Annotated in this window: 16 protein-coding genes; 9 read left to right on the top strand and 7 right to left on the bottom strand. The window is 45.1% G+C overall.

Annotated features, from left to right (window positions below; translation table 11 throughout):
- Positions 1 to 26 precede the first annotated feature (26 nt).
- Both ACHLI0_RS18440 and ACHLI0_RS18435 read left to right on the top strand, forming a co-directional pair.
- Positions 27 to 1322: a lytic transglycosylase domain-containing protein gene (locus tag ACHLI0_RS18440; RefSeq protein WP_008764235.1), complete on the top strand. Its 1296-nt coding sequence runs from the start codon at positions 27 to 29 to the stop codon at positions 1320 to 1322.
- Positions 1323 to 1394: 72 nt separating this feature from the next.
- On the top strand, positions 1395 to 3638 hold the full coding sequence (locus ACHLI0_RS18435; RefSeq protein WP_055216510.1) for a RelA/SpoT family protein: 2244 nt from the start codon (positions 1395 to 1397) through the stop codon (positions 3636 to 3638).
- Position 3639: 1 nt separating this feature from the next.
- On the opposite strand, the gene ACHLI0_RS18430 is transcribed toward ACHLI0_RS18435, so the two are convergent.
- Positions 3640 to 3981 carry a MerR family transcriptional regulator gene (locus tag ACHLI0_RS18430; RefSeq protein ID WP_008760912.1) on the bottom strand — a complete coding sequence of 114 codons (342 nt, stop codon included), beginning with the start codon at positions 3979 to 3981 and terminating at the stop codon, positions 3640 to 3642.
- A gap of 21 nt (positions 3982 to 4002) precedes the next feature.
- Positions 4003 to 4971: a M23 family metallopeptidase gene (locus ACHLI0_RS18425; protein ID WP_061474349.1), complete on the bottom strand. Its 969-nt coding sequence runs from the start codon at positions 4969 to 4971 to the stop codon at positions 4003 to 4005.
- A gap of 107 nt (positions 4972 to 5078) precedes the next feature.
- Here ACHLI0_RS18425 and alaS point away from each other — a divergent pair, with 107 nt between their 5' ends.
- The 7 genes from alaS (at position 5079) to ACHLI0_RS18390 (ending at position 17070) form a co-directional block, all read left to right on the top strand.
- Positions 5079 to 7697 carry an alanine--tRNA ligase gene (alaS, locus tag ACHLI0_RS18420; RefSeq protein ID WP_225679773.1) on the top strand — a complete coding sequence of 873 codons (2619 nt, stop codon included), beginning with the start codon at positions 5079 to 5081 and terminating at the stop codon, positions 7695 to 7697.
- Between the two features lie 292 nt (positions 7698 to 7989).
- Positions 7990 to 10221 carry a GH92 family glycosyl hydrolase gene (locus tag ACHLI0_RS18415; RefSeq protein WP_490749789.1) on the top strand — a complete coding sequence of 744 codons (2232 nt, stop codon included), beginning with the start codon at positions 7990 to 7992 and terminating at the stop codon, positions 10219 to 10221.
- 27 nt (positions 10222 to 10248) lie between these two features.
- Entirely contained in the window at positions 10249 to 10803 is a 555-nt protein-coding gene (locus ACHLI0_RS18410) for an RNA polymerase sigma-70 factor (protein WP_055216501.1), read from the top strand.
- A gap of 37 nt (positions 10804 to 10840) precedes the next feature.
- On the top strand, positions 10841 to 11851 hold the full coding sequence (locus ACHLI0_RS18405) for a FecR family protein (protein WP_225679769.1): 1011 nt from the start codon (positions 10841 to 10843) through the stop codon (positions 11849 to 11851).
- Positions 11852 to 11882: 31 nt separating this feature from the next.
- Complete coding sequence (locus tag ACHLI0_RS18400) at positions 11883 to 14168, top strand: GH92 family glycosyl hydrolase (protein ID WP_490749788.1); 2286 nt, start codon at positions 11883 to 11885, stop codon at positions 14166 to 14168.
- A gap of 23 nt (positions 14169 to 14191) precedes the next feature.
- A complete protein-coding gene (locus ACHLI0_RS18395; RefSeq protein ID WP_490749787.1) occupies positions 14192 to 16462 on the top strand; it encodes a GH92 family glycosyl hydrolase in 2271 nt (756 codons plus the stop codon).
- A 173-nt stretch (positions 16463 to 16635) separates the two neighbouring features.
- Entirely contained in the window at positions 16636 to 17070 is a 435-nt protein-coding gene (locus ACHLI0_RS18390; RefSeq protein ID WP_490749786.1) for a DUF6078 family protein, read from the top strand.
- 269 nt (positions 17071 to 17339) lie between these two features.
- Here the strand turns inward: ACHLI0_RS18390 and ACHLI0_RS18385 are convergent, their stop codons facing one another.
- The 5 genes from ACHLI0_RS18385 to ACHLI0_RS18365 are packed head-to-tail and all read right to left on the bottom strand — an operon-like array spanning position 17340 to position 24046.
- Positions 17340 to 18674, bottom strand: a complete 1335-nt coding sequence (locus tag ACHLI0_RS18385; RefSeq protein ID WP_490749785.1) for a DUF4989 domain-containing protein — start codon at positions 18672 to 18674, stop codon at positions 17340 to 17342.
- Positions 18675 to 18704: 30 nt separating this feature from the next.
- Entirely contained in the window at positions 18705 to 20135 is a 1431-nt protein-coding gene (locus ACHLI0_RS18380) for a BT_3987 domain-containing protein (protein WP_490749784.1), read from the bottom strand.
- A gap of 33 nt (positions 20136 to 20168) precedes the next feature.
- The gene (locus ACHLI0_RS18375) at positions 20169 to 21323 is read right to left on the bottom strand and encodes a DUF1735 and LamG domain-containing protein (RefSeq protein WP_413555016.1); all 1155 of its coding nucleotides are present in this window, start codon (positions 21321 to 21323) and stop codon (positions 20169 to 20171) included.
- A gap of 8 nt (positions 21324 to 21331) precedes the next feature.
- Positions 21332 to 22408, bottom strand: a complete 1077-nt coding sequence (locus ACHLI0_RS18370) for a glycoside hydrolase family 18 (RefSeq protein WP_413555015.1) — start codon at positions 22406 to 22408, stop codon at positions 21332 to 21334.
- 24 nt (positions 22409 to 22432) lie between these two features.
- Complete coding sequence (locus ACHLI0_RS18365) at positions 22433 to 24046, bottom strand: RagB/SusD family nutrient uptake outer membrane protein (protein ID WP_413555014.1); 1614 nt, start codon at positions 24044 to 24046, stop codon at positions 22433 to 22435.
- Positions 24047 to 24049: the final 3 nt, after the last annotated feature.

Raw genomic sequence — 24049 nt, 5'->3', positions numbered from 1 at the left:
ATTTAGATTGAACTTATAATTAAAGCATGAAGAAATTAGAAAACTATTGTTCGATTATTTTCCTTTTCCTGTTGGCAACCACACAGGTAAAAGCTCAAAGTGTAGATGTAGTTATTCGTGAAAACGGAACCGAACGCAAAGAAAGCATCGATCTTCCAAAGAGTATGACTTACCCGCTCGACAGTCTGCTGAACGACTGGAAAGCTAAAAACTATATTGATTTAGGCAAAGATTGCAGTACGGCGGAAGTGAATCCTTTATTCAGTGATTCTGTCTACATTGACCGCCTTTCACGTATTCCGGCTGTCATGGAGATGCCTTATAATGACATTGTACGCAAATTCATCGATATGTACGCGGGTCGCCTGCGCAATCAGGTTTCATTCATGCTGAGCGCCTGCAATTTCTATATGCCTATTTTTGAAGAAGCACTGGACGCTTACGGACTTCCTCTGGAACTGAAGTACCTGCCGATTATCGAATCTGCACTGAATCCTTCGGCTGTGTCACGTGCCGGTGCCTCGGGACTGTGGCAATTCATGATTGGAACAGGAAAGATTTACGGTCTTGAATCCAATAGTCTGATAGACGAACGCCGCGACCCGATCAAAGCAACCTGGGCTGCCGCCCGTTATCTGAAAGAGATGTACGATATTTATGGAGACTGGAATCTGGTTATCGCAGCCTATAACTGCGGCCCAGGTACTATCAACAAGGCAATCCGCCGCGCCGGAGGCGAAACGGATTACTGGAAAATCTATAACCTGCTGCCGAAAGAGACACGCGGATACGTACCTGCTTTCATCGCAGCCAACTATGTGATGACATACTATTGCGACCACAACATATGTCCGATGGAAACAAACATTCCGGCAAGCACAGATACGGTGCAAGTCACTAAAAACCTTCATTTCGAGCAGATTGCCGAACTTTGCAATGTTCCGCTGGAGGAAGTGAAGAGCCTGAATCCCCAATACAAGAAACAAGTGATTCCCGGCACGACCAAACCTTGTACATTACGTTTACCACAAGGCGCCATCAGTACGTTTATTGACAAGCAAGATACGATCTACGCACATCGTGCCGACGAGCTATTCCGCAACCGCAAAACCGTTGCCGTGAAAGAAGTAACTCCAACCACCCGCAGACAGACAAGTGCAGTGGCCGGTAAAGGAAAATTAACTTATTATAAGATAAAAAGTGGAGACACTCTTTCATCGATTGCCGAAAAGCTAGGCGTACGTGTCAAAGATATACAGCAGTGGAACGGTATGTCGAACACCAGAATCGCAGCAGGAAAACAATTGAAAATCTACAAATAAATGACTTCCCGCTTGCTTCATTCGGAAATTTGCTTATTTTTGCAAAAATAAGCGAATGAAAGGATAACGAATATGGATAATATAACCCCCAAAGAAATAGCAGATGAAGAGATGATCAATCAGGCGTTCCAGGAACTTCTGAATGATTATCTCCATACTAAACATCGCAAACGAGTTGAAATCATCACGAAAGCTTTCAACTTCGCTAATCAGGCACACAAAGGAATCAAACGCCGATCCGGCGAACCTTATATCATGCACCCGATTGCCGTTGCACAAATAGTATGCAACGAAATTGGTCTTGGTTCTACTTCTATCTGTGCGGCACTGCTGCACGACGTAGTAGAAGACACTGATTACACGGTAGAAGACATCGAAAATATCTTTGGACCGAAGATTGCCCAGATTGTAGACGGACTGACCAAAATCTCCGGAGGGATCTTCGGTGACCGTGCTTCGGCACAGGCAGAGAACTTCAAGAAGTTACTGCTCACCATGTCGAACGATATCCGAGTTATCCTGATCAAAATAGCCGACCGCTTGCACAATATGCGCACGCTGGGTTCCATGCTGCCCAACAAGCAATATAAGATAGCAGGAGAAACTCTCTACATCTATGCCCCGTTAGCCAACCGCCTAGGTCTGTACAAGATCAAAACAGAGCTTGAAAACCTCAGCTTCAAATATGAACACCCCGAAGAATATGCCGAAATAGAAGAAAAGCTGAATGCTACCGCCGCCGAACGCGACAAAGTATTCAACGACTTCACAGCTCCGATCCGCACTCAGCTGGATAAGATGGGGCTAAAATACCGGATTCTGGCACGTGTGAAATCGATCTACTCCATCTGGAACAAGATGCAAACCAAGCACGTCCCGTTCGAGGAGATTTATGACTTGCTCGCTGTCCGTATCATCTTCGAACCACGCAACGTGGAAGAAGAACTCAACGACTGTTTCGACATCTATGTCTCCATTTCCAAGATATACAAGCCTCATCCCGACCGCCTGCGCGACTGGGTAAGCCATCCGAAGGCGAATGGTTACCAGGCATTGCACGTCACCCTGATGGGAAACAACGGACAATGGATCGAAGTACAGATTCGCAGCGAACGGATGAACGATGTTGCAGAACAAGGCTTTGCCGCCCACTGGAAATATAAAGAAGGAGGAGGCAGCGAAGACGAAGGCGAACTGGAGAAATGGCTGAAAACCATTAAAGAGATACTGGATGATCCGCAACCGGATGCGATAGATTTTCTGGATACAATCAAGCTGAACCTGTTTGCTTCCGAAATCTTTGTGTTCACTCCGAAGGGAGAGTTAAAGACAATGCCGCAGAACTCTACGGCGCTGGATTTTGCCTTCTCACTGCACACAGATATCGGTAGCCATTGTATCGGTGCCAAGGTCAATCATAAACTGGTGCCGCTAAGCCATAAACTGCAAAGTGGTGATCAGGTTGAAATATTAACTTCAAAATCCCAACGTGTACAACCGCAATGGGAGGTATTCGCAACGACCGCCCGTGCCCGTGCCAAGATCGCAGCGATTCTTCGCAAAGAACGGAAAGCGAATCAGAAAATTGGCGAAGAGCTACTCAGTGAGTTTCTGAAGAAGGAAGAAATACGTCCGGAAGAAGCTGTCATCGAGAAGTTGCGTAAGTTTCACAACTTTAAGAATGAAGAAGAGTTACTAGCCGCTATCGGCAGCAAAGCTATCACTCTGGGAGAAGCGGACAAGAACGAGCTGAGAGAAAAGCAGACCAGCAACTGGAAGAAATACCTGACGTTCTCCTTCGGGAACAGCAACAAGGAAAAACCGGAAGAAAAAGAACCGCAGGAAAAAGAAAAGATCAATCCGAAAGAGATTCTTAAACTGACCGAAGAAAGTCTGCAAAAGAAATACATCATGGCCGAATGTTGTCATCCGATTCCCGGTGATGATGTTTTGGGTTACGTTGATGAAAACGACCGCATTATTATTCATAAACGCCAATGCCCTGTTGCCGCCAAGCTGAAAAGCAGCTATGGCAACCGTATATTAGCGACCGAATGGGATACTCACAAAGAACTTTCTTTCCTCGTATATATCTATTTAAGAGGTATAGACAGTATGGGACTTCTAAACGAAGTGACTCAGGTCATCTCCAGACAGCTCAACGTGAATATCCGTAAACTTGCCATTGAAACAAATGACGGGATATTCGAAGGAAAGATTCAGCTATGGGTACACGATGTGGAAGATGTAAAAACAATCTGCAATAATCTGAAGAAGATTCAAAACATCAAACAGGTGAACCGGGTGGAGGAATAATTTATCGTCCGTCCAGTTCTTTCTTGATAGCCAGAAGCTCTTCCTTAATACCTTTCAGACGGTTCACAATTTCGTAATTGCGAACCGTAGCTTCCTTGTTATCCTTCAACCGTTGACGGGCACCGGGAAGCGTCAGACCTTTCTCCTTCACCAGATGATAGATCAGACCAATCGTTTCTACATCCTCCTTACGATACTGACGTATCCCCCGCCCCGTCGTCCTGGGAGAAATCTGAGGGAACTCCTTCTCCCAAAAACGAAGCAAGGATGCGTTGACTCCAAACATATCGGCCACTTCGGCTATGGAGTAATATAATTTTAGTTCTTTGTCCGTATTCAGCATAGAAATCATTGTTTTAAGAGATTAATCAAACACTTTACCGTGATTGGCGGCCAGTTGAATCATCTTCTCATAATCTTCCGCGCTCAAGTCCATGAAGTAATAGTTGACAGGATTCACAACCTTTCCCTTCACATATACCTCATAGTGAAGATGAGGACCAGTGCTCTTACCTGTACTTCCCACTTTTCCAATCACCTCGCCACGTACCACCTTTTTCCCGACTTTCGTGTTATAGCTCTGTAAGTGAGCGTACCGAGTCAGATAACCGAAGCCATGGTCAATCTCAATCGTATTGCCATATCCGGTTTCCCATCCTACTTTTACCACTGTACCGTCACCGGTCGCATAGACATCCGTTCCCGGATGAGCGGAGAAATCCATTCCCGAATGGAACTTCGTCGTACCGTAAATCGGATCAATACGTGTTCCGTATCCGGAAGCAGTCTTGCGAAGGTCTTTATTGGAGATAGGCTGGATGGCCGGAATACACTTCAGCATTTCATCATGATTCTTACACATATCCACCACGTCATCGAAAGATTTGGACTGGATATAAAGTTGTTTGGACAGTACATCCAGCTTTTGGGTCGTATTTACCACCAGCTTGGAGTTTGCCAGATCCATCAGCTCCTCATACCGGTTCGTTCCTCCAAAACCTGCCTGACGGATAGCCGGCGAAACAGGATCAGCTTGCAGAATCACCCGATACAGGTTATCGTCACGCTGCTGAATATCCTGCAGCACCCCCATCGCATCATCCAGACGGCGGGAAAGTACATTATATTGCGCCAAAAGACGGCTATTTTCGATTCGCAGCTCCTTCTCCGAAGGCGATCCGAACACCAGAAGCAAGACGATGAAGCATCCGGCTCCAAGTCCCATACCGATAAAAAGCCGGCGCAGAATGCTAAGCGCACGCTGCCGTACGGTAGGGTAAATTCGGTCATAAGTCTGCGTCCTTGGATTGTAGATGTAGTAAACTTTGCGCATCTTTTTGGAAATATTTCGCTTGTTAATACGGCAAAAGTAATAAAAACAAGCTATCTTTGCACAGTTTTTTGAGAATATTAACCTCAACAATAGATATATAGAAGAATATGTTGACTGCAAAAGAGATCAGAGATTCATTCAAGAATTTCTTTGAGTCGAAAGGACACCACATTGTTCCCTCGGCTCCGATGGTGATAAAAGATGACCCTACCCTGATGTTTACCAACGCAGGGATGAACCAGTTTAAAGATATTATTTTGGGTAACCACCCGGCCAAATACCACAGAGTCGCGGACTCTCAGAAATGTCTGCGTGTAAGCGGAAAGCATAATGACCTGGAAGAAGTGGGACACGACACGTACCACCACACCATGTTCGAAATGCTGGGCAACTGGTCATTCGGTGACTATTTCAAGAAAGAAGCCATCAACTGGGCATGGGAATATCTGGTAGAAGTATTGAAACTGAATCCGGAACACCTGTACGCCACCGTATTCGAAGGAAGCCCCGAAGAAGGACTGAGCCGTGACGACGAAGCCGCTTCTTACTGGGAACAGTATCTGCCGAAAGATCACATCATCAACGGCAACAAGCACGACAACTTCTGGGAAATGGGTGATACAGGTCCTTGCGGACCTTGTTCGGAAATCCACATCGACCTCCGTCCGGCAGAAGAACGTGCCAAAATCTCCGGCCGTGATCTCGTCAACCACGATCATCCCCAAGTAATTGAAATATGGAACCTTGTGTTCATGCAATATAACCGTAAAGCTGACGGCAGCCTCGAACCACTTCCTGCAAAGGTTATCGATACAGGTATGGGATTCGAACGCCTCTGTATGGCTTTGCAGGGCAAGACTTCCAACTACGATACAGACGTATTCCAGCCGATGCTGAAAGCGATTGCAGCAATGTCAGGCACAGAGTACGGAAAAGACAAGCAGCAGGACATCGCCATGCGCGTAATCGCTGACCACATCCGTACGATTGCTTTCTCCATTACGGACGGCCAGCTGCCTTCCAATGCTAAGGCAGGTTATGTCATCCGCCGTATCCTCCGCCGCGCCGTCCGCTACGGATATACTTTCCTCGGACAGAAACAGTCATTCATGTACAAGCTGCTTCCGGTGTTGATCGACAACATGGGAGACGCTTATCCGGAACTGATCGCACAGAAAGGTCTGATCGAAAAAGTAATCAAGGAAGAAGAAGAAGCCTTCCTTCGCACGCTGGAAACAGGTATCCGTCTGCTGGATAAGACAATGGAAGATACAAAGGCTGCCGGAAAGACAGAAATCAGCGGTAAAGATGCCTTTACCTTATATGATACTTTCGGTTTCCCGTTAGACCTGACAGAACTGATTCTTCGTGAAAACGGAATGACAGTCAACATCGAAGAGTTCAACGCAGAAATGCAACAGCAGAAACAGCGTGCACGTAACGCTGCCGCCATCGAAACCGGTGACTGGGTGACTCTGAGAGAAGGAACAACCGAATTCGTAGGTTACGACTATACCGAATACGAAGCATCTATTCTCCGCTATCGTCAGATCAAGCAGAAAAACCAGACACTGTATCAGATCGTACTTGACTGTACTCCGTTCTATGCAGAAAGCGGTGGTCAGGTAGGCGACACCGGTGTATTGGTCAGCGAATTCGAGACCATCGAAGTAATCGACACCAAGAAAGAGAACAATCTACCGATACATATTACCAAAAAACTGCCGGAACATCCGGAAGCTCCGATGATGGCTTGTGTAGACACCGACAAGCGGGCAGCCTGCGCAGCCAATCACTCGGCAACTCACCTGCTGGACTCTGCCCTGCGCGAAGTACTGGGCGAGCACATCGAGCAGAAAGGTTCGTTAGTAACACCGGATTCACTGCGTTTCGACTTCTCTCACTTCCAGAAGGTGACCGACGAAGAAATCCGCCAGGTAGAACACCTGGTGAATGCCAAGATTCGTGCCAACATACCTTTGAAGGAATACCGCAACATTCCTATCGAGGAAGCGAAAGAGCTGGGAGCTATCGCCCTCTTCGGTGAAAAGTACGGTGAAAGAGTACGTGTCATCCAGTTCGGTTCTTCTATCGAATTCTGTGGAGGTATCCACGTAGCCGCAACCGGAAATATCGGTATGGTGAAGATCATTTCCGAAAGCTCTGTTGCAGCCGGTGTACGCCGTATCGAAGCATATACGGGAGCCCGTGTGGAAGAAATGCTGGATACCATTCAGGATACGATCAGTGAATTGAAATCGCTCTTCAACAACGCACCCGACCTAGGTATTGCCATCCGCAAGTATATTGAGGAAAATGCAGGACTGAAAAAGCAGGTAGAAGACTACATGAAAGAGAAAGAAGCCTCGCTGAAAGAAAGACTGCTGAAGAATATACAGGAAATTCACGGTATCAAGGTAATCAAGTTCTGTGCTCCGTTGCCGGCGGAAGTGGTAAAGAATATCGCTTTCCAGCTTCGCGGTGAAATCACAGAAAACCTGTTCTTTGTGGCCGGAAGCCTCGACCATGGCAAACCTATGCTGACCGTCATGCTGAGCGACAATCTGGTGGCCGGTGGCTTGAAAGCAGGCAACCTGGTGAAAGAGGCAGCCAAACTGATTCAAGGCGGCGGAGGCGGTCAACCTCACTTCGCTACTGCCGGAGGCAAGAATACAGACGGACTGAATGCCGCTATCGAAAAAGTACTGGAACTCGCAGGTATCTAAGAAAGCAGTAATATACATCCAATATAAGAACCGTGTCTTAAAGTCACCCGCACTTTAAGACACGGTTTTTTATTTCTAATTCCGGCACCGATGAGGACATCCCCCGGCACCGATGAGGACACCTCCCGACACCGGAAAACTCCGGCGCCATCTGCAACCAACCGGCCTCCTGCCAAAAATATTCGTGATATAAACTCAATTATCACAACTTTTTCCTACCTTTGTAAACAGATTAATTATTTTTCTTATCCTTCAAATAATAAAATAAGTAATCACCAATACCCGTACACCGATGAAAACACCTATTTACCTACTTCTAATCGTTTGTATTTTTGCATCCTGCAACGCCAAACAGACACAAGCTGAAATTGATTACACATCGTATGTAAATCCTTTTATTGGCACCGATTTCACAGGAAACACTTATCCCGGCGCACAAGCCCCCTTCGGCATGGTGCAGCTCAGCCCGGATAACGGACTTCCGGGATGGGACCGCATCTCCGGCTATTTTTATCCGGACAGCACAATCGCCGGCTTCAGCCATACCCACCTTTCGGGAACAGGTGCAGGCGACCTGTACGACATCTCTTTTATGCCGGTCACACTGCCCTACAAAGAGGCAGAAGCGCCGCTGGGCATCTACTCCAAGTTTTCTCACGATGAAGAGAGCGCCTATGCAGGCTACTATCAAGTACGTCTGAAAGACTACCATATCAACGTGGAACTGACCGCAACCGAACGTTGTGGCATCCAGCGATACACCTTCCCCAAAGCCGAAGCCGCCATCTTCCTGAATCTGAAGAAAGCCATGAACTGGGACTTCACGAACGATTCGCACATCGAGGTAGTGGACTCTGTGACGATTCAAGGATACCGTTACTCCGACGGCTGGGCACGCGATCAGCGAATCTACTTCCGCACCCGCTTCTCCAAGCCTTTCGACAAGGTGGAACTGGATACGACTGCCATTATCAAAGACAAGCAACACATCGGTACGGCTGTCATCGCACGTTTTGACTTCCATACCGAAGAAGGAGAACAGATTCTCGTCAATACCGCCATCTCCGGCGTCAGCATGGAAGGCGCAGCCAAGAACCTGCTAGCCGAAGTGCCCGAAAATGACTTCGACAAGTATCTGGCAGAAACAAAAGCAAACTGGAACCGCCAACTGGGAAAGATCGAAGTTGAGGGTAACAATCAAGACGATAAAGTAAACTTTTATACAGCTCTGTACCACTCGATGATCGCACCTACGATTTACAGTGACGTAGACGGAGCCTATTACGGTCCCGACAAAAAAGTACATCAGAGTGACGGCTGGGTGAATTACAGCACTTTCTCCCTTTGGGATACCTACCGTGCCGCCCATCCCCTTTTCACATATACCGAACCGGAACGTGTCAACGACATGGTAAAATCCTTCATCGCCTTCTTTGAACAGAACGGACGCCTGCCCGTATGGAACTTCTACGGGAGTGAAACCGATATGATGATCGGCTATCATGCCGTTCCCGTGATTGTAGACGCTTATCTGAAAGGTATAGGCAACTTTGATGCGGAGAAAGCACTGGCCGCCTGCGTAGCTACCGCCAACTTGGATAACTACCGGGGCATCGGGCTATACAAGCAATTAGGCTATATTCCTTACAATGTGACAGATCATTACAACGCCGAAAATTGGTCACTGTCCAAAACATTGGAATATGCATTTGACGATTACTGCATTGCTGAGATGGCGAACAAGATGGGCAAGAAAGAGATAGCGGACGAATTCTACAAACGTTCTCAGAACTACAAGAATGTTTACAACCCGGCCACTTCGTTCATGCAGCCGCGTGACGATAAAGGAAACTTTATCAAAGACTTCAAAGCCGACGAATATACTCCGCATATCTGCGAAAGCAACGGCTGGCAATACTTCTGGTCCGTGCAGCATGACATAGACGGTCTGATTGATCTCACAGGAGGCACAAGCCGCTTTGCAGAGAAACTGGACAGCATGTTTACCTATCATCCGGCAGACGACGAAGAACTTCCCATCTTCAGCACGGGAATGATCGGGCAATATGCTCACGGCAATGAGCCGAGCCATCACGTAATCTATCTTTTCAATGCCGTAGGACAACAGAACCTGACACAGAAATACGTTGCCAAAGTAATGAACGAGCTTTACAAGAACGAGCCTGCCGGTCTTTGTGGAAACGAAGACTGCGGACAAATGTCTGCCTGGTACGTATTCAGCGCGATGGGATTCTATCCGGTCAATCCGGTCAGCGGAAAGTATGAAATAGGTACTCCCCTGTTCCCGGAGATGAAGTTGCATCTGGCTAACGGAAAGACATTTACAGTACTTGCTCCCAAAGTGAGCAAAGAGAATATTTACATTCAATCTATCAAAGTAGACGGTCAACCGTACGATAAGACCTACCTTACCCATGAACAGATTATGAGCGGTGCCACCGTCGAATTTGAAATGGGGAATACTCCCTTAGTGGAAGTCGAATTTGAAGAACAGACCCAGTAGGTCCACCTAAACTAATCTATCGGAAAAATGAATGAAAACTTCGACTTAACCTACAAAGCTCTATTCCGCAGGTACTACCCCAGCCTGATATTCTATGCCACCCGACTGGTAGGAGAAGAAGAGGCGGAGGATGTAGTGCAGGACGTGTTCGTAGAGCTTTGGAAACGAAAAGACAGCATAGAGATAGGAGAGCAGATTCAGGCTTTCCTCTATCGTGCTGTCTATACACGTGCCCTTAACGTATTGAAACATCGTAATGTAGAAGATGGCTATTGCGCCGCCATGGAAGAGATAAACCGGAGGCGTGCAGAGTTTTATCAGCCGGACAACAACGAAGTGATCCGCAAGATCGAAGACCGGGAATTGCGGAAAGAGATTCACGATGCGATCAATGAGCTTCCGGACAAGTGCAAAGAAGTTTTCAAGCTCAGCTATCTGCACGACATGAAAAATAAGGAGATAGCCGATGTACTGGGGGTTTCACTCCGCACGGTAGAGGCACATATGTATAAGGCATTGAAGTTCCTGCGAAATCGTCTCGGACATCTTTGGTTCATTCTCCTCTTATTTTTATTGGATTAAAGATAAGTGTTTTTGGGGTTTCAATTGTATTACTTATATGAAGGAAAAGAAAATGAGAAATCTGAGCGAAGAAATAATAAACAAATATCTGACAGGTCAGTGTTCTGAAGAAGAGCTGATCGAGGTGAATGCCTGGATCAGCGAATCGGACGAAAATGCCCGCCAGTTGTTCCGCATGGAAGAAATTTATCATCTGGGTAAATTCGACCATTATGCCGATGAACAGAGAATGGCTAATGCGGAAAAAAGGCTTTATAAACAACTGTCGCAAGAGAAAAAGAAGAAAGATAAAGTACTGCATATGCATCGCTGGATGAAATATGCGGCCATCCTTGCCGTTGCTTTACTAATGGGCGGAGGAGCTGGATATTGGTTCTACAACCGGCCGGAGCATCAGATGCTGGTAGCCGTTGCCAATGAAGGCATCGTGAAGGAAGTTGTCTTGCCGGATGGGACGAAAGTCTGGCTGAACAATGCCGCCACGCTGAAGTACCCGCGCGAATTCTCCGAAAAAGAACGTAATGTGTATCTGGACGGAGAAGCCTATTTCGAAGTGACCAAGAACCGCCATAAACCATTCACGGTAGAAAGCGACGCTATGCGCGTACGTGTACTAGGAACCACTTTCAACTTCAAATGCGACAAACGTTGCCGGATAGCGGAAGCAACCTTGATCGAAGGAGAAATCGAAGTGAAAGGCAACAAGGACGAAGGACAAATTGTCCTCGCCCCCGGTCAGCGTGCCGAACTGAACAGAAACAGCGGACGACTGACGGTGAAACAGGTCGATGCGAAACTGGATGCTGTATGGCGTGACAATCTGATACCATTCAATAAAGCAAACATATTTACCATCACCAAGGCACTGGAACGCTTCTACGACGTGAAGATCATTCTGTCTCCTGACATTCGGTCGGACAAAACATATTCGGGTGTATTGAAGAAAAAATCAACCATCGAATCGGTATTGAAATCCTTGCAGAATTCCATACCTATTGAATATAAAATCGTAGGAAACAACATCTTTATCTCTTCAGATAAGAAATGAGTCCTGTGTTAAACTTAAACTAATAAACGACATGAAATTAAAGACACTTCTGATAGGATGTTTCGGAGGATTTATAATGCTCAACTCCTGCACAGAGTCCCCCAGTGTAAAAGATTATAGTGCTTATGTCAATCCTTTCATAGGCACCGGCGGACATGGACATACTTTCCCCGGAGCTGTAGTTCCGCACGGTATGATCCAGCCCAGTCCGGACACCCGGATCGACGGCTGGGACGCTTGCTCCGGTTATTATTACGACGACAACACGATCAACGGTTTTTCGCATACCCACGTCAGCGGTACAGGCTGTTGTGACTACGGAGACGTATTACTGATGCCGACTGTCGGCAAGCCGCAGTATCTGACAACAGATCCGGAAAGCCAGAAACTGGCTTACGCCTCTGCTTTCTCGCACGAGAATGAGACAGCGGAACCCGGATATTACTCCGTCTTCCTCGACACCTATCAGGTCAAAGCGGAGATCACGGCTACCAAGCGCGGCGCCATCCACCGCTACACCTTCCCCGAAAGCACAGAATCCGGATTTATCATCGATCTGGACTACAGCCTGCAACGGCAGACCAACTACGAGATGGAAATCGAAGTAATCAGCGACACGGAAATCAGCGGACACAAGAAGACGACTTACTGGGCTTTCGACCAGTATATTAACTTCTACGCCAAGTTCTCCAAACCGTTCGCATATACCCTCATCACCGACTCTGTCACGATGGACAACGGCAAGCGCCTTCCTGTATGCAAAGCGGTGCTGCACTTCAATACAAAGAAAGACGAAGAAGTACTAGTAAAAGTGGGTGTATCTGCTGTCGATATCGCCGGCGCACGCAAGAATGTGGAATCCGAAATTCCCGAATGGGACTTCGACAAGGTACGAAAAGACGCCCGCACTGCCTGGAATAATTATCTGTCTAAAATAGACATCACCACTTCCGATAAAGAAGATAAAACCATCTTCTATACCGCTCTGTATCATACGGCCATCAGCCCGAACCTGTTTACGGATGCGGACGGACGCTATCTCGGCATGGATCTCGAAGTACATCAGGGAGATACCATCAATCCTCTGTATACTGTCTTCTCCCTGTGGGATACGTTCCGCGCGCTGCACCCGCTGATGACGATCATCGACCCGAATCTGAACAATCAGTTCATCAATTCACTGATCAGGAAACATCAGGAAGGCGGAATATACCCGATGTGGGATCTGGCTTCCAACTACACTGGAACGATGATCGGATATCATGCGGTCCCCGTTATCGTGGATGCCTATATGAAAGGTTACCGCAATTTTGATGCTCACGAAGCATACAAAGCCAGTCTGCGCGCAGCCGAATATGACACGACAGGCATCAAATGCCCCGATCTGGTGCTGCCGCATCTGATGCCCAAAGCGAAGTATTATAAAAACGCTATCGGCTACATCCCCTGCGACCGCGAAAATGAATCTGTAGCCAAAGCGCTGGAATATGCCTACGACGACTGGTGTATCTCCATCTTTGCCGAAGCGATGAACGACTTCGAAAACAAAGCAAAGTATGAACGTTTCGCTAAAGCCTATGAGTTCTATTTCGACAAATCGACCCGCTTCATGCGCGGACTGGATTCGAATGGCGAATGGCGCACCCCGTTCAACCCGCGTGCCTCCACTCACCGTAGCGATGACTATTGCGAAGGAACCGCTTGGCAATGGACCTGGTTTGTTCCGCACGATGTGGAAGGACTTGTGAAACTGATGGGAGGCGAGGACGCTTTTGTAGAAAAGCTGGATTCGCTGTTTACAGTCGATTCGAGTCTGGACGGAGAAACCACCTCGGCAGATATCAGCGGACTGATCGGTCAGTATGCACATGGCAATGAGCCGAGTCATCACGTGATTCATCTGTACAACTATGTGAATCGTCCGTGGAGAACGCAGGAATTAGTGGACAGTGTCTACCGGAGCCAGTATGCCAACAATGTAGACGGGCTGTCCGGCAATGAAGACTGCGGACAGATGTCGGCATGGTATATACTCAACTCGATGGGATTCTATCAGGTATGCCCGGGCAAACCGGTGTATTCTATCGGACGTCCGGCTTTCGACAAGGCTGTAATCAATCTCCCCGGTGAAAAGACATTTAGCATCGTGGTGAAGAACAACTCCAAAAGCAACAAGTACATCGAAAGCGTATTGCTGAACGGCAAACCTCTGGACACGCCTTTCTTCGGACATCAGGACATTGTAGCGGGCGGAGTCATGGAGATCAAAATGACTGACCATCCTACACAATGGGGAAGTAACAACTCTTCTCAATAATCATATAAAAACCATTACTTATCATGAAAAGACTCTTATTGATAGCTTGTGTACTTAGTTGTACGCTATTGTCCCAAGCCAAAGACTGGACGCAGTATGTCAATCCGCTGATGGGTTCCCAATCTACTTTTGAGTTATCAACAGGTAATACCTATCCGGCTATTGCCCGCCCCTGGGGTATGAACTTCTGGACTCCACAGACAGGCAAAATGGGAGACGGATGGCAATATACCTATACCGCCAACAAAATCCGCGGGTTCAAACAGACACACCAGCCCAGTCCATGGATCAATGATTATGGTCAGTTCTCTATAATGCCGATAGTAGGCCAACCGGTGTTTGACGAAGAGAAACGTGCAAGCTGGTTTGCACATAAAGGTGAAGTGGCAACTCCTTACTACTACAAAGTATACCTGGCAGAACACGATATAGTCACTGAAATGACACCGACGGAACGTGCCGTACTTTTCCGTTTCACATTCCCGGAGAATGATCATTCTTATGTGGTCGTAGATGCCTTCGACAAAGGTTCTTACATCAAAATTATTCCGGAAGAGAATAAGATAATCGGTTATACGACACGCAACAGCGGGGGTGTTCCTGAAAACTTCAAGAACTACTTTATCATCGAGTTCGACAAGTCTTTCACCTATAAGGCTACGGTAGAGAACGGAAATCTGCAAGAGAACGTAGCGGAACAGACAACCGACCATGCCGGAGCGATCATCGGATTCAAAACCCGCAAAGGAGAGCAGGTGAATGCACGCATCGCCTCTTCTTTCATCAGCTTTGAGCAGGCTGCCGCCAATATGAACGAACTGGGCAAAGATAACATAGAACAACTCGCCCAAAAAGGAAAAGATGCCTGGAATCAGGTGCTGGGCAAAATAGAAGTAGAAGGCGGCAATCTGGATCAGTACCGTACATTCTACTCCTGTCTGTATCGTTCACTGCTTTTCCCGCGCAAGTTCTATGAGCTGGATGCAAACGGCCAGCCCATCCATTACAGTCCGTATAACGGACAGGTACTTCCGGGATATATGTTTACCGATACTGGTTTCTGGGATACATTCCGCTGCCTCTTCCCACTGTTGAATCTGATGTACCCGTCGGTTAACAAGGAGATGCAGGAAGGGTTGATCAATACATACCTTGAAAGCGGTTTCTTCCCCGAATGGGCAAGTCCGGGACACAGAGGTTGCATGGTCGGAAATAACTCCGCATCAATCCTTGTGGACGCTTATATGAAGGGAGTAAAAGTCGATGATATCAAGACGTTGTATGAAGGATTGATTCATGGAACGGAGAATGTGCATCCGGAGGTTTCTTCCACCGGACGATTGGGATACGAGTACTATAATAAACTGGGATACGTACCCTACGATGTGAAAATCAACGAGAACGCCGCCCGTACTCTGGAATATGCATACGATGACTGGTGTATCTACCGGTTGGCAAAGGAACTGAAACGTCCCAAGAAAGAAATCAACCTGTTTGCCAAACGTGCCATGAATTACAAGAATCTTTTCGATAAAGAATCCAAGCTAATGCGTGGTCGCAACGAAGACGGTACATTCCAGTCTCCTTTCTCACCACTGAAATGGGGAGATGCCTTTACGGAAGGAAACAGCTGGCATTATACCTGGTCTGTCTTCCACGATCCGCAGGGACTTATTGACCTGATGGGCGGGAAAGAAATGTTTATTACCATGATGGATTCCGTATTTGCCGTACCGCCCATTTTTGATGACAGCTATTACGGACAGGTAATTCACGAAATTCGTGAAATGACAGTGATGAATATGGGCAACTATGCACATGGCAATCAACCGATCCAGCACATGATTTACCTCTATGACTATGCAGGACAACCGTGGAAGGCACAATATTGGTTACGTCAGGTAATGGACAGAATGTACACGCCCGGACCGGACGGTTACTGCGGAGACGAAGACAACGGACAGACTTCTGCCTGGTATGTATTCTCTGCGCTGGGTTTCTACCCTGTTTGCCCTGGAACGGACGAATATGTGATGGGAGCTCCTCTGTTCAAAAAGGCAACTCTTCACTTCGAGAACGGCAATAGTCTTGTTATCGACGCACCCAATAACAGCAAAGAGAATTTCTATATTGATTCCATGAGCTTCAACGGTGCTGGTCATACCAAGAACTATCTGCGTCATGAAGATTTGTTCAAGGGAGGTACTATCAAAGTAGACATGAGTAATCAGCCGAATCTGAACAGAGGAACCAAAGAAGAGGATATGCCTTATTCTTTTTCTAAGGAACAGTAATTCACATCTATATTAAAGCTTTTGTCTTCCGGTTTTCAGACTTTCACTCAGTTCTGAAAGACTTTATCCGGATAATGAAAAAAATGATAGTCTGAAAGTAAAGAAGTTTACTTTCAGACTATCATTTTTTTCATTTAGTATTCACTACTTTTGCCGGACAAACAACTATAATCATGGAAGAAGAAATTGACTTTACCAAAGTCCCCTATCAGTACGCAATGTGCCTCAACCGGGAATGTTCAAAAGCAAACACTTGTTTAAGACGGCTTACAGCACAAAGCGTACCGGAAAAGATTGAATACTGGGTTATCATCAGTCCCAAACATCTCGCTGCCCAACAAGGGAATTGTCCTTATTATCGTTCTAATGTCAAAGTACGTTATGCCAAGGGATTCATCAGAATGTTAGAAAACCTGCCCTACAAGCAAATGCAAACTGTTATATCACATTTAATGAGCTATTTTGGTCGCAGAACTTACTACCGCATCCGCAAAGGCGAACGCCTCCTTACCCCCTCCGAGCAACAAAGATTATTAAATATCCTCAAGAATTGCGGAGTAACTCATCTACAGAACTTTGATGCATACGTTGAAGATTATGACTGGTGATCAGCAGTAACACGAAGTGATACTACTGTTACGCTCTGAAGACACAACTGTCACTATTTGATGGCACTGTTGTCACACATTGGTGGCACGACTATGCCAAGCCATTGGCACAACAATGACACCGTAGTGGCACAACTGTGCCAAGCCCTTGGCACAAAGATTCCCTTACGAGGAGACAGAGAAGGACATAGTAGCTTATACAAGAAAAGAGCCTGGCTTTCTGAATGAAGCCTGGCTCTAAAATTAACTAATCTGCTAATGACTAGGCCTTACTGAGCGTTGTAGATATAAACTTCAGTGACATCAATATATGAACCAAAGCCTTCCAATAATTCAACTTTTACATAACGAGCTGTTATAGAAGAGAAGAATTGGAAATAATGATTACCCACACGAGGAACTTCCAACACTCCCTGCGGAGTCCAGTTTTCATTATCCAATGAAGTTGAAATACGTACTTTCTTAGAAGCATACGTATAATAATAATCCATACCTAAAGCATTAAAAGCCTGTGCTGATTTCATATCAATAACAAACCAGAATGGATTATAACTATATACATCTGATCCATAGCTTCCTCCATCACCATCAATCAGATAACTAGCTCTACCGGAGACACCAGAAGGAATTTCCGCACTCCAACCGGCTTTCGACAATTGAGCCCAGTTGCTACCTATAGCAGATAAATATTTAAAGTTTCTAAGTACTTTATCCACATTAAAGGTTAAGAAGTTCTCCTTACTATTAACCTTCACAACGGGGTCTTCACTTTCTGCTGATGCAGTTACAATAAGAGTGTGAGATTCTTCTCCAGCTGTTGTCAGCAAGAAATCATCAGTAATAGTCCAGGTAACCTCTGCTGATTCTAACTCTCCGGCAGGTATGGCAATTTCAGCAGGAGTTACAGTGATATTCTTCATAAACTGTTCGTCCAGCCCTGTAGTGGCAAGTTTCACCTTTACGTCTTTTCTTGCCGGCTTATCCAGCTTCATCTTGAAAGTATAGGATATAGGATCAGGATTGACAATCGCTCCTTGAGAGAAAGCACGTTCAAATGTAACGTTATTACCGCTCTCACCAACCACAGAGCATGAAGCTGTGTATGCCTCCTTCTCTATTACAACTTTAGATTCTATTGGTTCAGTTCCTATCTTATATCCTTCCACACTGGCTTTCACCCCTAATTCATAAGTAGTCGCATCATAATTGGGTGCTGCAAAGCTAAAATCTTCATCCTTCAAAGTCACAGTGACAGAAGCATCTGTTGAACCGGCAGGAAGAACTACTTTAGTGGCACTGATCTCTACATTTTCTTTTGGGATATTAGTATTTATAATATCAAAAGTCACTGTAGCATCTTCCGGTGATGCAGCAAAATGGAATGTATAAGTTCTAGTGACAGGACCATCTAATTCCAATGTACCATCAGATTTGTAAACTGCAGTTAACGTCGCTTTAGACGCTCCTTCCGCATCGTCAATCGTTATAGCAGGCTGATTCACCGGATATTTAACCAAATCCACCACCTCATCATCCTGACATCCAGCAAAAGTAACGAATGATCCTATTGCCAGAGATAAAAAGAGTTTATAATGTGCTTTCATATTCTTGTTTTTTATTTGTTCCTATTTTATTTAAAGATCATCCGGATATTTATATGGCGTCGGATCATTCTTCTTGTAGAATATAGTCGGTGCTGCTACATTAGACCCGTACAATACTTCGCCACCACCTTGAAGACGGCTGAAAACACTACCATATTTAGCCGGACTTGGAGCAAATCCCATAAACCATCCATACCCTCCATCTATCATACTTTGAGCTTTAGAAGCTGATAAGCTACCGCCACCGCCTAAGTTGAATTCCATTGAAATACCGGAGCATTGTTTCTTTGTCATTTGTCCGATAGGATATGCAGCACTACCATAGTTGGCTACCACAATATCTATCCATTCTTTTGCATCTACCCCGTCAACAGTAGCTACACCATACATCTGTCCCCAATCAAATACAGTAACCAGTTTATCCGGCATTGCCTGTTTGGTTTCATAACACAGACGAGCTGCAGCAGCCGTACTTGGATTAGTAAGAGACGGATTGCTCAAATCAGGACTGTTTGAATACTCATCGTCATAATTTACTCCATCCAAGTTATATGCCTTACAATACTGGGCAACTTCACGGGCAAAGTCTTTAGCACCTTGTTCGGAAAGCTGTGCCAAGCCTGTAATGTCATGGTTACCAAGCAGTCCTAACAATACTTTCACACCACGTCTACGCAGTGGCTGAAGAAGAGTTTCATTATTATCCAACAGATACTGTACATTCGGGTTACATTGTACACGAGGACGTCCTGCTTCAGCATCATAGTTGATATTAGCAGCAAACAGTACAACAACATCCCAAAGAAGTTTTCCATTCTCTAATTGGAAAGAAAGAGTATTCAGCGGATTTACGTCATTTACTTCAAAGAACAAATAACCTTGCATTACACCTTCTCCTTTATATGCATCACCGGCATTTCGCATATCTTTCACCAGATAAATACAATGTTTCGCATCTTCATCTTTAATAGTGATATCACTGCTCTGATCACTGATAGCTACCGGAATAGCATATGTTTTATCTTCCTGCAGACCTTCTCCTGCCCGAATAGTCATCTCTACCTCCGCTGATTTAGTATTAGCGTTCACTGTAAGTATTCCTTCGTTAGCAAAGGTAACCAAGTCCTGCGGATACAATGCAAAATCTGTATTATGCGCCTTATTATACGTTTCCAAATAAGTAGCATCAATTTTCACTTTTGCCGATGTAGCTGTATTAGGTGTCTTGCTCAACCCCATTTTTACGGTAGTAGCATAAGTCTCACCGTGCAATTCGACAACCTTAGAAACTAAGTTCGACTTTCCATCACGCAGATATGCATTATTTTCATAAATGCCACTGTAGGCCGACTCATCAATATTCTTTCCGACCTCAAGATCATCAGCACAAGAGGTCAAGAATGCAGTACTGCTCACAATCATGGCAGCGAACAAACCCGAAGTTATATATTTCATATTCATAATGAATTCTTGAATAAAAGATTAAACCAACAATTAATTTATCTTAGGAATCTCTACTTTTACCCAAGTAGGATCGCCCGAACCTGTAATATCATTACCATGTCCAGTCTGGTCGGTAATAACATTTCCGGCACCTTCATTAAACTTCCAGTAAGCAACCAGTCCTTCACTGGCAGGATCTACTTCATAAGGATTAGTGGCAATTTGCTCTGCCGTTCTTTGCACTGACCACACGCGGACTTCTGAAATATCTCCCGGCAACCAACGAGTATCATCCCAAGCGCGACCAATATAACAACCACTGCTCAAAGATACATTACCTGAAGCTGCTTCGTCTTTATAAACAAGCACACCATCTTTATAATAGATTCGTTCTTTTGTCGTATTATCATAAACAATAGCAATGTGTACCCACTCATTAACCGGTAAACCCGGAACAACATTCGGACCTGGGAAATTACCACCGGGAGCTACTACCTGAACTTGATCACGTGGACGGTCAGCATCACCAATACGTACAAGGAATTTACCTTCAATACCGAAAACAGAACTCAGGGCATTTTCACGTCCTGCCACCCAGTCTTCACTACGAACCAAAGCTTCAATAGTAACAGTAGAAAGACCATTCACACTGCTCTTCCAGTTAATTGGGAAATAGATTTCTTTGATATTTGCCACTACATTAATAAGGGCAGCACCCTTAAATATGAAATAAGCAGTACGGGCACTTTCGAGTACATCAATATTGGATGCATCTAGAATGGTGACGGGCAATACATAGCGTTTTGACTTATCCAATTCGTTGGTATTCTTAAAGTCAATCACAATATTATCACTGGAAATATCCCCTGCCTTAATAGTAGCAGTTTTTGTTGGTATATTATAAAAATATGAATCCAGTGCAGTTGCATTATCATTGTAAATCAAATTATATGCTGCTGTCATAGCGGGAGCCGCATCAAAGCTTATTTGAATATCTTGTTCTGCCGGCGATGCTATACGATAGCTAAGTTCACGGGTAGCCTCAGTTATACTGGGCTTAATCAGCAAATCATCACAAACAGGAGCCGAGCTAACATAGAGTTTATTGTCATAATGATGCTCTTCATTGATATCTTCATTCTTACAACCACTCACTGTGACTGTTGTAAGAGCCAAAAGCGCAAAACAATATTTATAGAGTTTCATTTCTATTCTTATTTATTAGGATTCATAATACGAATAACTTCACGCACATATCCATAAGTATTGTTATAATAATCATTATGGACATTCATAATAAAGATTCCTTTCCGGGTGTAATTAGGAGATGCTTCAACCATCCACCGGGCTGCTCCCGGAGCTGCTACTAGTTTATTGCCTTTTTCATCCACTGTACTCCAGTAACCCTTCACTTTATCCTTATCGTCAGCCTGCGGCAATTCGACACAAACGATAAAACGATCAACAGGAACAGGATTCACTCCTCCTTCTGTACCGCCTACTGCATCTATACCCGCCTGAATAGCCAAATATGCTTTTAAAGCAAGATCATCAGCATTGGTAGAAGAAGCAGTTTTCAACATGATGTAGTCAAACTTGCTTAACATATCCATATTCTCCGGCACTAAATATTGTACATTTCCGTAGAATACCAGAGTCTTGTCATCATGGTTACCTTGCCAATTCATCACTTCGCCAAAAAATTTCTGTTGACGATCATTATATTCTTTCAGAGCTTCCTCCGGAAGGCTCACCAGTGAACGCCCCGTATAATCAGCAATAACACCATCAAAGTTATATTTGTCACAAAGTGCCAACATCTCATTAGTGCGTTCACCGATATACTGAAGAGCATCCTCTTCTGTCAACTCCGGTTCGGCTTTTACTTTCTCCTTCCAGGCATTTTCAATGCTGGAATAATCAATACTGTAAACCGTACGAGTTCCTTTCTCGCGTATTTTGACCATTTCTGCCTGTACTTCGGGACTTACTTCCGGATTATTCAGACAAATGAAATCAACGCTGTCAGGTACGACGGTCAGACGTTCAGCCTGCTTGCCGGGAGATCCCTTAGGGTTCTCGAAAGAAACAAAAGTGACCTTATGTTCTTCAGACTTATATCTGTTCAAATCCTTCAGATAGTCAGCATACAACTGAGGATTCTGCTCTTCAAATGTAGGAGTATTCAATTGGAGACTTTCCACATCTGTCCAATCACTACATGAAGTTATTGTCAGAGCTGATGCCAGAAACAGCAGAGCAGACAATCTATATTTCAGGTTATTTTTCATATATACTTTCCTTTAAGTTAAATATTATTTTTTAGAAGCCCACCATACATCTGTAGCCATATTATCTGCACCGTGCAGGTAGTTGGCAATCGCATATTCTACATTTGCCTTGTTGCTGACAAATTCATCCAACGGATAAGGCATACGACGTGCACCTTTCTCTGAATCAACTACACCACCGCTCTTATTTTCTTTCACCGGGATCAGTTTCGGATATCCGGTACGGCGGAAGTCTGCCCAAGCTTCATTACCTAATTGCCAGTTAGCAATCCACTTCTGTACGATAATGCGTTCTTGCTTCTCTTCTTTGTCGGCACTATCATTCCATTTAATAGTGATATTGGACAGAGCATTCTGATAAGTATTCGTACCTGCCGGATCGGTATATGCAGTCGGTTTGTTTACATCATCTTTCAGATAGTCTTCTGCACCGTCTACCCCCCATTGTTCAAATGACAGACGGATACCTTGATTATAGAATGATTCGGCTGTACCACCCATGCTGAAGTTGAAAACAGCTTGTCCTTCAGCACGTAAGAAAGCTACTTCGGCTGCATTCATCCAATAAAGCGGAGATGTAGGAGCAATGTTCACCCCAGAGTATTTATGTCCGATTGTCTTCAGTTCGGGAATGACAATACCACGACGCATTCCTACATAGTCCTGTCCTGCCCATTCGGATTTTGTGAAGAACTTTTCACGTCTGTTATCCTTGTAACCATTCATATAGCAGATGATATCGGCAGCAGCATGCGTATCACCACCAGTCAAACAGGGTACGCCGCCATGATCGGAAGTCTGTACCTGATTGTAGCGGGTAGCTACATAAATAGGATTTTGTGAAGTCTCAAAGTAGTTCCATGTTGCATTGTCCGCATTCGATTCAATGACACCTCCGTTTGCAGGATTCACAGCTTCTTCAGCCATCTGTTGAGCTTTCACCGGATTAGCATAAGCTATACGGATAGCAAGACGCAACTTCAGTGAGTTGGCAAATCTGATCCACTTCTTTACATCACCTTTATATATATAGTCGGCTGTAGGAACGAGCTGTTCGTTAGAATTCTCATTGAGTGTGGCAATAGCTGCATTCAACTCATCGAAGAATGTATTATATGTCACTTCCTGAGAATCATAAGGAGTAGCAATTTCGCCATTCGCACCTATCTGAGAATAAGGTATCGGACCGAAAGCATCAGTTACACGATGCATAGCTGCCACCTTTATCACTTGTGCAATGGCATAAGGAACCGGATCATTCGTATTTTGTGATACAAGTTTCACTTGGGTCAGATTAGAATATAATGTCGGAATAATCTTATCACTTTTCAGAAACACACGGCTCCAGTCGTCTTTCGGATTAAAAGTGGAGATAGCCTCAGTAAAGCCAGCATTAGAATCGGCAAAATATCCGCCTAAAGGTCCGCCCAACAAGCAGTCTGTGAACTGAGCTGTATTTACATCCGGTGATACCACGCAACCGGCCAGATTATTCATGGCAGATCCCAAAGCGTATCCATCCGCTGACAAATCAGGAGCTTCATATGGGTTGGAATTGATATTCTCATAGTTACCGATACACGAAGACAGGGCAACGGTAAGAGATCCAAGTACTATTTTATTTATTATATTTTTCATACC

The organism is Bacteroides sp. RCH18 (assembly GCF_058231005.1).
Note: the sequence above shows the minus strand (reverse complement) of the source record. Positions and strands in the feature narration are given on the sequence as shown.

What these genes read in the sequence shown, in the direction of transcription:
- ACHLI0_RS18425 (WP_061474349.1), bottom strand. Translation starts at nt 4,971, where the DNA reads ATGCGCAAAGTTTACTACATCTACAATCCAAGGACGCAGACTTATGAC.
- ACHLI0_RS18365 (WP_413555014.1), bottom strand. Translation starts at nt 24,046, where the DNA reads ATGAAAAATATAATAAATAAAATAGTACTTGGATCTCTTACCGTTGCC.
- ACHLI0_RS18380 (WP_490749784.1), bottom strand. Translation starts at nt 20,135, where the DNA reads ATGAATATGAAATATATAACTTCGGGTTTGTTCGCTGCCATGATTGTG.
- ACHLI0_RS18400 (WP_490749788.1), top strand. Translation starts at nt 11,883, where the DNA reads ATGAAATTAAAGACACTTCTGATAGGATGTTTCGGAGGATTTATAATG.
- ACHLI0_RS18415 (WP_490749789.1), top strand. Translation starts at nt 7,990, where the DNA reads ATGAAAACACCTATTTACCTACTTCTAATCGTTTGTATTTTTGCATCC.
- ACHLI0_RS18405 (WP_225679769.1), top strand. Translation starts at nt 10,841, where the DNA reads ATGAAGGAAAAGAAAATGAGAAATCTGAGCGAAGAAATAATAAACAAA.
- ACHLI0_RS18430 (WP_008760912.1), bottom strand. Translation starts at nt 3,981, where the DNA reads ATGCTGAATACGGACAAAGAACTAAAATTATATTACTCCATAGCCGAA.
- ACHLI0_RS18440 (WP_008764235.1), top strand. Translation starts at nt 27, where the DNA reads ATGAAGAAATTAGAAAACTATTGTTCGATTATTTTCCTTTTCCTGTTG.
- ACHLI0_RS18385 (WP_490749785.1), bottom strand. Translation starts at nt 18,674, where the DNA reads ATGAAAGCACATTATAAACTCTTTTTATCTCTGGCAATAGGATCATTC.
- ACHLI0_RS18390 (WP_490749786.1), top strand. Translation starts at nt 16,636, where the DNA reads ATGGAAGAAGAAATTGACTTTACCAAAGTCCCCTATCAGTACGCAATG.
- ACHLI0_RS18395 (WP_490749787.1), top strand. Translation starts at nt 14,192, where the DNA reads ATGAAAAGACTCTTATTGATAGCTTGTGTACTTAGTTGTACGCTATTG.
- ACHLI0_RS18410 (WP_055216501.1), top strand. Translation starts at nt 10,249, where the DNA reads ATGAATGAAAACTTCGACTTAACCTACAAAGCTCTATTCCGCAGGTAC.
- ACHLI0_RS18375 (WP_413555016.1), bottom strand. Translation starts at nt 21,323, where the DNA reads ATGAAACTCTATAAATATTGTTTTGCGCTTTTGGCTCTTACAACAGTC.
- alaS (WP_225679773.1), top strand. Translation starts at nt 5,079, where the DNA reads ATGTTGACTGCAAAAGAGATCAGAGATTCATTCAAGAATTTCTTTGAG.
- ACHLI0_RS18370 (WP_413555015.1), bottom strand. Translation starts at nt 22,408, where the DNA reads ATGAAAAATAACCTGAAATATAGATTGTCTGCTCTGCTGTTTCTGGCA.
- ACHLI0_RS18435 (WP_055216510.1), top strand. Translation starts at nt 1,395, where the DNA reads ATGGATAATATAACCCCCAAAGAAATAGCAGATGAAGAGATGATCAAT.